The sequence below is a fragment of the Flagellimonas oceanensis genome (assembly GCF_003992595.1).
Taxonomy (GTDB): domain Bacteria; phylum Bacteroidota; class Bacteroidia; order Flavobacteriales; family Flavobacteriaceae; genus Flagellimonas; species Flagellimonas oceanensis.
Map to the genome: position 1 here is coordinate 1 of NZ_RZNA01000053.1, position 12,709 is coordinate 12,709.

General features: G+C 39.0%; 15 protein-coding genes. 5 read left to right on the plus strand and 10 right to left on the minus strand.

Annotated features, from left to right (window positions below):
- Window positions 1–49: 49 nt before the first annotated feature.
- From EO132_RS18960 to EO132_RS18970, 4 genes are all read right to left on the minus strand, one after another.
- Window positions 50–868, minus strand: a complete 819-nt coding sequence (locus EO132_RS18960) for an IS3 family transposase (RefSeq protein WP_127136440.1) — start codon at window positions 866–868, stop codon at window positions 50–52.
- Between the two features lie 23 nt (window positions 869–891).
- Window positions 892–1,167, minus strand: coding sequence for a transposase (locus EO132_RS18965; RefSeq protein ID WP_072882405.1), 276 nt, complete (start codon window positions 1,165–1,167; stop codon window positions 892–894).
- Window positions 1,097–1,336, minus strand: a complete 240-nt coding sequence (locus EO132_RS19390) for a hypothetical protein (RefSeq protein WP_164732392.1) — start codon at window positions 1,334–1,336, stop codon at window positions 1,097–1,099. Before EO132_RS19390 ends, EO132_RS18965 begins: the two co-directional genes overlap by 71 nt.
- 67 nt (window positions 1,337–1,403) lie before the next feature.
- Window positions 1,404–2,195: a hypothetical protein gene (locus EO132_RS18970; RefSeq protein ID WP_127139383.1), complete on the minus strand. Its 792-nt coding sequence runs from the start codon at window positions 2,193–2,195 to the stop codon at window positions 1,404–1,406.
- 560 nt (window positions 2,196–2,755) lie between these two features.
- On the opposite strand from EO132_RS18970, the gene EO132_RS18975 reads away from it, so the two are divergent.
- The 4 genes from EO132_RS18975 (at window position 2,756) to mobB (ending at window position 5,520) form a co-directional block, all read left to right on the plus strand.
- Complete coding sequence (locus EO132_RS18975) at window positions 2,756–3,169, plus strand: hypothetical protein (RefSeq protein WP_127139384.1); 414 nt, start codon at window positions 2,756–2,758, stop codon at window positions 3,167–3,169.
- Between the two features lie 158 nt (window positions 3,170–3,327).
- Entirely contained in the window at window positions 3,328–3,621 is a 294-nt protein-coding gene (locus EO132_RS18980; protein WP_127139385.1) for a helix-turn-helix transcriptional regulator, read from the plus strand.
- Between the two features lie 286 nt (window positions 3,622–3,907).
- Window positions 3,908–4,492 carry a BfmA/BtgA family mobilization protein gene (locus EO132_RS18985; protein WP_127139386.1) on the plus strand — a complete coding sequence of 195 codons (585 nt, stop codon included), beginning with the start codon at window positions 3,908–3,910 and terminating at the stop codon, window positions 4,490–4,492.
- Window positions 4,493–4,497: 5 nt separating this feature from the next.
- The gene (gene mobB, locus EO132_RS18990) at window positions 4,498–5,520 is read left to right on the plus strand and encodes a MobB family relaxase (protein WP_127139387.1); all 1,023 of its coding nucleotides are present in this window, start codon (window positions 4,498–4,500) and stop codon (window positions 5,518–5,520) included.
- A 208-nt stretch (window positions 5,521–5,728) separates the two neighbouring features.
- Here mobB and EO132_RS18995 read toward each other — a convergent pair whose 3' ends face one another.
- The 6 genes from EO132_RS18995 to EO132_RS19015 form a co-directional block, all read right to left on the minus strand.
- A complete protein-coding gene (locus tag EO132_RS18995; protein ID WP_127139388.1) occupies window positions 5,729–6,724 on the minus strand; it encodes an IS110 family RNA-guided transposase in 996 nt (331 codons plus the stop codon).
- Between the two features lie 442 nt (window positions 6,725–7,166).
- Window positions 7,167–8,015 (minus strand): restriction endonuclease, encoded by an 849-nt coding sequence (locus EO132_RS19000; protein ID WP_127139389.1) that lies wholly within the window; start codon window positions 8,013–8,015, stop codon window positions 7,167–7,169.
- Between the two features lie 191 nt (window positions 8,016–8,206).
- A complete protein-coding gene (locus tag EO132_RS19005; protein ID WP_127139390.1) occupies window positions 8,207–10,807 on the minus strand; it encodes an AAA family ATPase in 2,601 nt (866 codons plus the stop codon).
- Window positions 10,808–10,865: 58 nt separating this feature from the next.
- Window positions 10,866–11,183 (minus strand): DUF3892 domain-containing protein, encoded by a 318-nt coding sequence (locus EO132_RS19010; RefSeq protein ID WP_164732393.1) that lies wholly within the window; start codon window positions 11,181–11,183, stop codon window positions 10,866–10,868.
- A gap of 13 nt (window positions 11,184–11,196) precedes the next feature.
- Window positions 11,197–11,346 (minus strand): hypothetical protein, encoded by a 150-nt coding sequence (locus EO132_RS19395; RefSeq protein ID WP_164732394.1) that lies wholly within the window; start codon window positions 11,344–11,346, stop codon window positions 11,197–11,199.
- Between the two features lie 153 nt (window positions 11,347–11,499).
- A complete protein-coding gene (locus EO132_RS19015) occupies window positions 11,500–12,201 on the minus strand; it encodes a hypothetical protein (protein ID WP_127139392.1) in 702 nt (233 codons plus the stop codon).
- Window positions 12,202–12,543: 342 nt separating this feature from the next.
- On the opposite strand from EO132_RS19015, the gene EO132_RS19400 reads away from it, so the two are divergent.
- On the plus strand, window positions 12,544–12,702 hold the full coding sequence (locus tag EO132_RS19400) for a hypothetical protein (RefSeq protein WP_164732395.1): 159 nt from the start codon (window positions 12,544–12,546) through the stop codon (window positions 12,700–12,702).
- The last annotated feature ends 7 nt before the right edge of the window (window positions 12,703–12,709 follow it).

Below are 12,709 nucleotides of genomic sequence, written 5' to 3' on the forward strand. Positions count from 1 at the left end.
TGTAGATACCCCGATCTTTAGGACAGTTTCTCTACAAAACTAATATAATTCAAGCCGCTCTCTTAAATAGATCGATAGGTCTTTCATAGTCGATGGACTGGTGTCTTCTTTCATGGTTGTAATAATCAAAGTACTCTGCCAATAACAGATAAAGGTCCATACCGTCCCTTGGAGGGTTCAGGTATATCTTCTCGTATTTTACATTCCTCCATAGCCTTTCGATAAAGGCATTGTCCGTGGCCCTTCCCTTACCGTCCATGCTCAGGCGTATTCCCTGGCCCAAAACATAATTGGCGAACTCCTCGGCGGTGAACTGGCTCCCCTGGTCCGTATTGAGGATCTCAGGTGTCCCGTGCTCACCTATGGCCTCTTCCAATGTTTCCCTGCACCATTGGGCATCCATGGAATTGGACACGCTCCAGTTCAGGACATAGCGGCTGTGCAGGTCGATGATGGCCACCAGGTAGAGATATCCCTGTTGCATGGGGATATAGGTGATGTCGGTTGCCCATACCTGATTGGGCCTGTCAACTGTCAGGTTGCGTAGCAGGTAGGGATACGTTTTGTGGTCCTTGCACCTTCGGGAGGTGTGCTTTCCCGGAAGTACCGCCCTAAGCCCCATTACCTTGTAATAGAGCCGTTCGATCCGGTTCCTGCTCACTTTATAGCCTTTGTCTTTGGTCAGCCAGATGTGCATCCGCTTGGCCCCTTTGAAAGGGTGGTGGAGATAATGTTCGTCCATCTCCCGCATGAGCTTCAGGTTCAGTTCGGTCTCGCCCCTGGGCTTATAGTACAGCCCGGAACGATGGACCGACAATGTTTCGCATTGTTTTACAATGCTCATCTTGGAATGACCCTTGCGTATCATTTTTCTGCGTTCGGAGAGTGGTCTCAGCGCAAGGCGTCCTTTAAAAAATCGTTCTCGACCTTCAACTGGCCTATGGCCTTTAGAAGTTTGTCCTTCTCCCTTTCGGTCTCGCTGCGGGCATCCTTCTTGCCCGATTCGAACACCTGCTCGGCCCCATCGAGGAAATCGCGCTTCCATGCGCTGATCTGGGTCGGGTGTATCTCGTACTTCTGGGCAAGTTCGGCAAGGCTATGCCGCTCTTTCAAGGCTTCCAATACCACCTTGGTCTTGAACTTCGGGGTAAACTTTCTTCGTGTCATATTCAGTAAATTTAATGATTAAACTTACTGCCCTAATTTTTGGGGTATCTACACCAGGAGTCCTTAAGGAATCTACCAATTGAGAATTTATTTTAGGCTCTCTTTCTATAAATGACTCTTCTGCCAATGATGCTGGTGTGAAAATTTTGGTTGTTTTATAGATTTCCATTAGTTGTGAATTTTATTCTATACAAGAATTTAAAGCAATAAAAAATGTTTCCGCATTAATAACTCATTTACTTTTCTGATTTCTCCATTTCTTCCTCTTTGTCCTCCTCTTTAGAACCAGATTGTAATTCAGACAAAGTTTTTAATCTCATTTCTTTTATGAAACCTACTAGGGTTGTGATTTTCTTCTCTTTTGAAGCTTTTATATCTTTGTAGATGGTATATGGGCTAATTCCAGCAAGAGTAAACAGTTCTTGTAATCCTGCAACACTTTGTGGTCCTCCGGTTCTATATTTTGAAGACAACAGTTTATTATATTTATTCTCAATTTCTTCTAATAATGGTTTGAACTTTTTAAGTTTTTTAGGTAAAACACCACCATTTTTCAAATAATTGTCCATGTCTCGATAAATAGATATTCTATTAAGATTAACGATATCCGATGAGAATTGATTAATTAACAAATTCGTTTTCCACCTTAGATTTGCATATTTATTTTGAATTTCTTGCCTAATTTTTATGTCTGATTCTTTCTGCTTAGACCAGATCTCTTTCCAAGGTTTATGTTGATTGTTTAAATTGTTTAATTCATTTTCTAAAGAGCGTGTGTCACTTGATTGTTCAAGAAGAAGTTCTTTTTTCTTTATATCGTCTTCAATTTTTTTTAATGAGTCTTTGCGGTCAATTTCTCTTTGAATGTACCTTGCTTCAGACCATAATATTTTGTTTTCTGAAATCTCTTTAATAGTGTTTAAATATGCGATAAACCCTAATTTTTTAGGCTCATCAAGGGAATATTGAGCAGATAAAGAGCTAATTACGATTAGGTTAATGGATAATAGTAGAATTATTTTTTTCATTTTTAAATAGTTTGGCAACATAGCTTTAATGGTCAAATTAATTGACTAATCTTTGCGACATTCATAAACAATTAAGGTCTTGATAATAAATAGTCTGGGGGAAAGAGTTCTAAAAATAAACAAGATATATTAAAAAGAACTGAATAAAAACCTTAAAAAATCTATGGGTTTCACACAATTACAGTGTTGAATAACAGGTAATTTAATTTTATCTTGATGATCCTCTTACTTATCACATTTGCTTATGATAGTTTCTAGGAGTAATATTTTGTATCTCAAATTCGCTATCTTGGGATATGGAAAAATTGGGCAACATTTTGGCCATTTGGATTCATAAACAAAGAACGTTGTCTAGAAAAATGGAGTCCAAAGCCAGACATCTTTCCCTTAATGGGCTTTCCGCCTTAATTATCATAATAAGCTTTATACCCCTAACCCTTCTTTTTTTCATTAGCGGAAAGAATTATACTTGGCTACAGATATCTACCTACTATATTTTTCAGTTACTACTATTGTCAATAGCTCTTGTGTTTGTAATTGGCTGGTTTAAGGCTAAAGAAATGGCAAATGTTGATGTAGAAGGCTTCTCATTTATAGAGCTGTCATTTAAAAAAATAGACAAGGAATATTTTGGGTTTGATGAATCCGATATTGAAAATTTAGAGCTTTTGACAAACCTTTTGCCTTCCAAAGAAAAGATAGTCATCAGGGAAGTGCCAAAGAACAAGCAATCGGGTAACCTTAGGTTTCTTTTTTCCTTTTTGGACCATATTATTGAAGATGGCATTCAAGAAATTGGAAAGGAATCAAGGGACTCACTTTCCAGATTGGTTCAAAAAAAATTTTCCTTTGACGGTTCTGAAATTAACCCAAACACTTTTGCATCCAGTTACTCAAAATGGTCACAAAAGACCAAGGAAGGCGATTATGACGATACCCGAAAAGCAATAGCCAAAGCACTTGGAATCTCCTAATTAGTATAGATTTTTTGTGCCACCCCCGAAAACAAAAGGCAATTAAAGCGCAATCTTCATTTCCCTATTTTTCACTTGCATCAGGTGATATATGTTTGTCGTGTACAAAAAAGTAAGCGGCCGTTTACATATTCTCTAATTCCAAAAAATCAAAAGTTATGGAAGAGCAACAGAATGTGTTGACATTACTCAAAGAAATCAAACTTATCCTAGGCCACCAGAAAAAGGTCATGAATGTGGAAGACCTTGCTGCCTATACCGGACTTTCCAAAAGTAAGATATACAAGCTTACCTCGTTGAAGCTCATCCCTATGAGCAATAATGAACATATCCGTCAAATATTTTTTGATAAGGATACCATCGACAAATGGCTGATGGGCGACCCTAACCTATCTGATGAATTTCTGGAAGAGAAGTTCAATCAACAGCTTCGAAGAAAGAAAAACCGCTGAGTTTATTGATGCCCTTTACTCCAATGAAAAGTATTTCGGTTTTCACGCTTGCGTGAAAATAGGAATAGCAAGAGGGTGATGCGTAGATTGCGCCATCACAGTTGTTTTCGGGTCTTCAACAAGTTGAAAACCAGTTAATTGAGGTGATTTCGGATTACTGTGCAAAAAAGAAGGCTACAGTAGACTTTTCCGAAATCTACAGTAAACCCTTTGGGAAGCCCAGTAAACACTGGAAATTTTTGACGCAAAAATTGACGCAATTTCACTAAAAAACAAAATCGCACCTATGGAAAAGCAATCAACGAATGACAGAACAAAGAAAGGAACAGGTGGTTATTCCAACATCACGGTAAAGAAAGAAACGGCCACACGCTTTCGCAGCTATTCCAAAAGGTTCAGCAAATCCCATAGTGAGGTCTTGGATGGAATGATACAATACTTCAAGGAGAACAACCTTGACCCTTTTGGAGAGGGAACAAAGATCATCCTTGACAGTATCAAAAAATTGGAAGTGAAAATGATGAAAAAATTCGATAGGATCATCGCCATTATCAAGAACATGGAAAAGACCAGTATCCGGCCCACCTATGAAATGGTACTCATTCTTTATGAGGCCTATGTAAAGGATGGGAGGAAACGTAAGCCCGAACAAGTTAAAATTCAGGAAGAGCGAATGGATTTTTTGGAGCCTAGAAACACTGTTCCGAAAACAGAGCACGATAGAATACTCCGTGAATTTGAAAACTATAAAAAGCGCTGCAATAAAATCCTCAAAAAGGTGGAGAAGGTGGAGCCTATGATGGGAAAGCCGTATCTAAAGATCAATATGGGCATCGGGGATTTTGAAAGCCTGAAATACAAATTAAAATAACGCTTATGTACCTTACCATCTCGGCACAGAAAATGGGCAGTACCTACAACTCCAGTGTAGGGAACTATGTGGACTATCTGGAAAAGGAAAACGAGGACAGATTGCCCGAACAGAGGGAGGAATTCTTTGACCATGAAAATGACAACGTAAGCCCTGAAACGGACATCGATGAAATAGATGCCAATACCGCCAAATTAAGGCAGAAGGACCCGAAATTCTACTCCATAGTGGTCAGTCCCAACCAAAGGGAACTGAAGGCCATCGGCAATGATCCAAATATGCTCAGGGAATATACAAGGAAGCTCATGGAGGACTATGCCAAGAGTTTCCATAGGAACCAAGAGGTCAAGGCCGAGAACCTGAAGTACTATGCCAAGATAGAACATGAACGCACCTATCGGGGCCTTGACAGGCAGGTACAGGAGAATGCCCCCTATCGAAAGGAGATAGCAAGGCTCAGGAACGAGATACGGAAAGTGGAACGGGGCGAGTCCATCGGCAATGTCAAAGAACTCGAAAAAAGAATCAAAGAGCAAGAAAGAATGGCCCCGCACAAACAGAACGGGCAACTGGTGGCCGCAGGGATGCAAAAAGAGGGGCCACAGACCCATATCCATATCATGGTAAGTAGAAGGGACGTGACGAATACCTATACCCTTTCCCCAATGGCCAAGCACAGGGCATCCGAAGTAGAACTGAACGGAAAGACGGTCAAAAGGGGATTTGATAGGGACAGTTTCTACCAAACCGCAGAGAAGACCTTTGATAGGACAACAGGATTTAAAAGGAACTATGTGGAATCCTATGTTGGGAGAAAGGCCCATGCCAAGGAACCGGGGAAGTTCTTTGCCAAGGTGATGGGACTGCCCACCAAGGAAAAGGATATGGCCTTCAAACTACTTAAAACAATGGGTGTCAAAGCTCCAAGTATCCCGACCAATAAGGTGCAAATGGCGGCCAAGATCATCAAAGTCCTTGGAAGGGGGATCAATAAGGCTAGGGGCACAGGTGAGGATATGGGCTATTGAAATCCAAGAAGTAGGTTGCGCCCTATCGTGTTTTTGCTTTACGCTTATCTTCCCGAACACTACAAAAACCCGATAGGATCCATGCGCAAAAGTTGGGGGTAAGTATTCTATGGACTTTCCAAATAAATTCTCAACTTTTTTTAGATTATTTTCCCGTTCAATCCGCCCCGTCTTTTTGTGGGGGGCGTTTTGAAGGAAAAATAATGTTTTAGGTAATGTGCCCGTAGAGGTTCACGTATGGGGTTCCCCTTTGTATCACGGCAAAGACCCTGGACAACAATTTGTTCCTAATGATATTGATGGTACTCATCTTGTTCTTTCCCATGGCCACTCTGCGTTGGTAATATTCCCGTATTTCAAGGTTGTGTCTGATGGATGATTTGGCACACATATCCAAAAGACTTTTCATCTTTTTGTTCGCAAGCTGACTAATCCTAGGCCTTCCCTTGAGGCTGGTCCCCGATTGATTGGGAAATGGTGCCACTCCACAGTATGACGCAAACTGTCTTGAGTTCTTGAACTTGGTAAATCCTTCAGTGAAGACCATTAGGTGTAGGGCTGCCTGATTCCCAATGCATTTGATGGAGAGCAATAGTTCGAACTTTCGGGCCATTTCCCTATCTGAGGAAATGATGGCCTCCATTTCTGTTCCAATGGCGTCGATTTGAACTGATAGTTCCTTGATCATTTTTTTCTGTACCCCTAGCAATAGTTTGGGCATTTCTTTCCCGAACACTTTTTTTTGCTCTTTCAGGCTGGCTTTGTAACCGGCCCTTTGCCTTACCAGTCTTTCCCGTAACGACAGGAGCTTTTTCAGGGTCCTTATTTCTTTTGGGGCGACTTGGGAGGGCTGGATTTCTTCGCGGAGCCTATAGGCGTAGGTTGCGATTTTTTCGGCATCTACCCTGTCATCCTTTCCCCTTGATATACCTAGGGACCTTTTGATCTCAAGTCCGGGAATGATGGAGAAGGGCAGCTTATTGTTCGAGAGAAATTCGGACAGCCGTTCGGAGTATAGCCCTGTATGCTCAAAGGCGAAGAAGATCATTTCCCTTGGATGGACAGTGTTGGCCAAAACCCATTTTACCAAAAGGGACATTCCCTTTTCCGTGTTCTCAAAAGTGGCCGACCGCTTGTTTGAATGGATACTTGCATCGAGGGTGGCCTTGCTCACATCGATGCCGATGGTCTCTTTGATTTCCATAACTTTATAATGTTTTAAAATGGTTACGTTGACTAAAACCTTTAATAGGGGATTCCTAAAATTCTATCTGGTCCTTTGTAACCTGATTAGAAGAGAATGGGGACTAATACTTACCATGGGCCGTTAACCCAGGATTTGGGTGAGTTCACCCCATTCTCTTTTTAAAAACCAAAGTTATCCACAAAAAAGGAAGTTATGAGTCTCCCCCGGACCCCCTCTTTTCAACATCATAAACAATGGTTTTAAATAGAAAGTTAATCTAAAGGGATTTGGGACGCTTGCAGCGCAAAACGATGTTTCGTTTGCTTTTTTATTTTTAAAGCCTGTTTAATGGGGTGGAACTGAGCGGGACCCCACTCGAACCCTTAATAAATACAATTTTTGACGTTTCCGGATACCCTAAGAATCAGTTAAGTTTCTGACTATTTTAATCAGTTATTCATCAATCTGGAGATAGGCTCCATATCAATCCACTCTTTGAAAGGGTTAGATTCCTTTTATCGAAGAGTTCTTTCATAATTAACCAAACCTGATCGGTCAATAAAAAAGACCTTTTAGAGTGTTTATCAATCTTTATTAAGAATCCTGTGATTGATATTTTTTCAACAAGAACCTCCTTGTCCGGAAGCTTCCAGAACAGCGTGCAGCTAAGTGGATAATCTATAGTATTGGTTTTCAATAGTTCTCCTCGACTTTGGATGTCTTCTGAGAATGCCTTAAGGTACTTGCCAAAAGGAATTACACCCCCATGAGAATCGTAAAGCTCAACATAGTACATGGCCATAATTTCCTTTTCACCAGCGATAATGGTGCTTCCAAGATCGATACTTGTAACGTTTCCGCGAAAGACCATAATATTGAAATGAATATCCAGGGTTCCAATCTCGAACGTCTTTTTGAAATCCACATCATTTTCCTTGGCTTCTCTCAGTTCAACAAGTTTTATACCTTCATGCTCGGCAAAGGTTATTGAGTCCCTGGTAAACCCTGCCTTACAAACAATGATTCCGCTCGTTATATCCGAATCCTCCATTATCTTGGAAAGCTTCATGACGACATCCTTATTGACCTTTTTATTCCAGTATTTACATTCAATTGCAGTAAGCAATTGCCTCTCACCGTTGGGTTGTTCAGTCAGAACGTCTACTTGATGCTCCACCCCGGACCTCCCTTTTACCTTAAATTTCCGTCCATAACCCCTCACTTTAATCCCATACTGAGCACCAAGTGATTCATAGATGTATTTTGTGATAGCCTCATATTCCTCCCATTCTAGTTCGTTTTTGGCCATAGTTTTCGGATTGATGACAATATTCTCTAACTTTTTTTGAAATATGCCATTTTTTAGGGCTTCCTATAGGGTCAAAAGATATAGGAGCCGAAAAGCACACCTTTTTAACAAGTTATAACATTTTTAATAGGGATTGTAAATCAAAAATGAAGAATTCTTTTCTCTGTTCAGTATGATTTATTTCTACTTTTTCATTTCTTTCTTTTTTCTTTAATTTCTTTGTTAAGTAAATTGAATCTCTGAATCTCTTCATTTAAGTTTTCTAAACTTGGTTTTTTGAATGAGTATTTATCGCTATGCGAATGTCCCTCCATATATCTACAACACTGATAGAAACTATCAAGCACCTTATTTTTTATTTCGTCATTAAACACAACATCTCCTAAACTATCAACACTAACTCTTTCTTCGAACCTTTGGACAACACCATTAAATAACCCAAAAACTACTAGAGTCTCATAACTTGTTCTTAAAGCGGCAAAACCGTTCTTAATTTTATCTTCTCTAATTTCTGGAGGCGATTTTTTTGCCTGATCATAATAGCCTTGTGCTTTTCCTGATGTCTTGTATCCTTTTTCAAATGATGGTGTATTATTCAACCAAATTGTACCTGGTTGATTGCCATCAACATTTTCAATCCAATGGCAATTGAAAGAAGTAATCGTCTCCTTACAATGCCCTATTAGTGATGAGACGAAAACCAGATCGTGAGTAAAGATAATTACTTGTCTTGAAGAAGCTTCTGATACAAGTCGCTCGGCTATATCACTTTTTCGCTTCTCATCTAAAGATGTAACAGGGTCGTCAAGAACAATACCTCTGTTTATTTCCGATAATTGCATTTCTGCAAGAAAATCGGCAATGGCAATAACTTTTTGTTCACCTTCACTTAAAACAGCATTTGGGTTCCTTCCCTTTAATTTAAGTTGCCTGTATGACTTACCTGCCGAACCTGTGTGATTTATGTCAATTCCGAAGCTTCCGTTCAGTTTTTGACATTCTTCATTAAAAACATCAATGTATTTTTGATTGAAATACTTATCGGATAAAGCTTTTTCGGTGTCTGTAATTTTACGCTTTGCAAAGCTGGCTTTGGCTGCTTTTTTAAGCCAAACCTTATTTTTAATGCACATTTCAAACTTTGAGAAATGGGTATTGAATTTCTCTTTGTGTTCCAAAAGCGTTTTTACTTTCAGCAATTTTGCCAACTCCTTTGCCTGCTCATCTTCCTTAATAATCTTGATGGATTCGTCAATGGCCGTTTCAATAGTGGTGTGGTATGCCGAACTGTTTTTTATTTCAACTCTTTCGTTTGCAGTTTTGCCTTGAATATCGGAAACAATGTTTTGAGCAAGTTTTTTCTGCTCCAAAAGTTTTTTCTTCAACTTTTCTAACTCATTAGGGTATTTTTCAGTCAACCAAACTGTAAGTGTGTTGTCTTGCGGAAACAAGTCAAAGTTTAGTTTTTCATATGTTTGCTTTACTTTTTCGAGTGTTTCTTGTGCCTTATTTGCGTTTTCTTCAGCTACACTTTTAATGAATTGCCAATAATTGGCAATCAGTTTTTCGGCATCTTCTGAAAGTGGTTGCTGACAAAGTATGCAGTTGTCTCCATTTTCGGGATAAACGTCATTTTCAGGTTTCTGTTTTTTGGCAAACGCTTCAGCTGCTATGATAAAATTTTTCCATTCTTCTGTTCCAATTCCGTCAATTTTATCGGTATTGAAGTTTTCAACCCCTTCGGCTTGTGCCGTTGCTGTTTTTGCGATGCAGTCTGTAATTGCATCTTTGATTTTTGTTAGAGAGACTCCTTCAAAATATTTATTAAGGGTTTCGATTGAAGTTTTGTTCTCACCTAATTGCTTTTTGATTGTTTCAAGATTCTTTAGTTCTTTCTCTTTTCCTTTTGAAGCTAAAAGAAGGTCTTCATATTGTTTCTGAATTTTGTCTTTTTCAGCTTTATCCTTATTAGAAAAAGGAGTGTGTTTTTTCAGGTCGCCAATGTTTGTTTGAGCATTTAGGCTCTGAACAATAGTCTTAATCTCTGAATCTCCATCAAATAAAGCAGAAAGATCATCTGCTGTGTTTCCTGAATTTTTGGTAGCAATGTCAGTATTTAGTTTTTGTTCAACTTGAATAACTGCATGTGTGTATTCGGCAAAGAAACTTAGTCCGGCTGGACGGAACTCAAATTCATTCCTCTCAGCAAGTTGTTTGAATAGCCCTTTTCCGTCAAAAACCGCAAATTGTCCAAACTCAGCATTAACTCTTTGTGAGTAGGATAGAGGAACATCCTCATTCTTGGATTTGAAGGTGAATTTTGCATTTACGGGTTTGTGTCCGTCTTTAAGGTGTATATTTTGTAAAATTTCTTCAGGTGCTTTCGAGTAGAAACCCTTTTTCAACAGCCTTACATAGCCTGATTTACCCGAACCATTTGAACCGTAAATGATTGTCAGGTTTGGGCTAAAATCTATGGTTTGATTTTCGGTTAAGGCATTTACACCTTCTACATTTTCAAGTTTTGTAAGAAGTAAATCTGGGTCATAATCTCCTGTGCTTGCATTGTAATTGATTTCAATTTCTGGCTTTTCAGTTTCTCCTTTAAGTTTTAATTCTTCAAGTAGATAGGAATATGAAGTTTCAATGTCGATATCAGAAATAGCTTTGCCCAACAAAATCTTTTCAGCAATGTATTTTGCCCAAAAGGGTAGTCCGTCAGCGAATTTCTTCACTTCTGATTCAAGTGTTTCCAAATGCTGATCGAGTTCATTTGAATTTTCTAATATCATAGTTTGATGTGATTTTCGAAAAAGATAAGAATTAGCAATGACCTAGTTGTTTGCTGTTTTATTTGGAAAATATCCAATCAAAGTCAATTAAATGAGCAAGATTGTCAGTTTTTGTGTTATCAGGATTTGATCTTAAATATTTTCCTGTACTACCGTTTACAACTTCCACATTCTCACCAATTTTCCAAAATGCAGTTGAGTAATTCCATACCCAAGTCACTGCTGAATTACCACTTGTTTCCAATAGTTTTATGGCATCAGCTTTTGATTTCTTACTTGCTCTACTTATTGTTTTTTCGTTTACTGTATGAAAGGCGTAATGTGTTATTACATTATTACTGTCTTTCCAAACTCCTGAAATTCTATACTCGGCCATAATCGAATGTTTTTTAATCCCCGGGCTTATGTTCATGTGGTTTTAGCCCTGGGTGTTTTGGTTTGGTTTCAGGATTGACCCTTCTTCTCCTATCTGGGGTTCCATCTGGCTTTTTTGGTTTTGGACCTGGTTTTATGGCCTTAATTTTTAAAACTGTCTTCATTTTTAATTGTTTTAAATTATTTCAGCATTGAGGTGAACATTAAACCTCCTTGAGGGCCCCAAGTTGAAATTATTTTTCCCAACAACCTTGCGTAAAACCACATTGCTCATTAGTTCAATTTAGTACCAATAAAAATTTTATTGGTACTACTGTTCATTTTATAGTATCAAGGGAGGCAGTATTAGCCAAAATAGAATCCCTTCTTTCTAAGATGTATTTCTCGCAAATATATTCTGTGACCGGCCTTAGTATTTTACCATTGACAGGATGTTCACCATAATAGGTGAAAAATGTAACCTCATTATCGGTTTTGTCATACCACATATCGCGTTCACATTGTAGGGGGTCATTTATTTCTTTCATTTTTAGTAAAACCTCTTCATTCAGTTTCACTTCATTTTCCAGTCCAGAACATCTAATCTTTTCATAATGGTCTTCAACCCATACCATACAATTCTTTCGGTAGTACATTGAAGCGAAAAATAGAAATGTTAGGGAAAGAACCACCAGTAGAATCACTGCCACGGTAAGATAGTTTTTCAACACCCTGATTTTGCCCTCTAGGTCAATGTCATGCTCTTTTTTCTCCAAATCTTTTATAAAAGCATTGAAACTGGTGTGCCCCAAATATTGGGACAGTTCATCCAATGTGGCATCATCCGGTTTTATCTTTTCTTCCTTTTTGCCATCAATAAAATGATTGTAATACCTCGTCAAATTTCGTTCACTGGAATGCACTTTTTCTTCTTCACTTAGGTATTTACAAAGTCCATAAGCCGTGTCTTTCTGGCTTTCTTTTTTGGCTTTTTCAAAGACCCTTTCTACTAATTCCTTAATGCCTTTTTCTTTTTTCACTATTGGTAATCAGTTGGTTACGGTTTAAAGCAAGCAGTGTCAGAACATTGTCAAAAAGTTGTCATGAGTTTGTCAATTCAATTCTGTTGGAACTGTCATTCATTTGTCATCGAACAGTTCAAGCTACTTGTGGCTAACATAGCAAAACGCAAGTGATGGTTCTTGCGGGAAGATGCAGTTCAGGGCAAAAGGCTTAGGGGAAGTTTGCCTAAAGTTACTGGATTCTCTTCCACTTCCCAAACCATGGCGTACGCAAAATTTTTAGTGGGTCCCTGAACCCTGTGGTGAACTCGGGCGAAAGCCTGACAGGGACCCTTTTGTGTAATCAAAAATTAAAAAATCATGACTAAATTTCATATCGCACTTTTATTGTTGCTGTGTGCAGGCATCTTTTCCTGTACCAAACCCGATCTTGCAGAAGACATGATCGAAACGCAGGCCTGTTGTGGGGAAGAGGAACATAATCCGCCTCCACCACCACCACCACCTGGAGACAACTAATAGGATT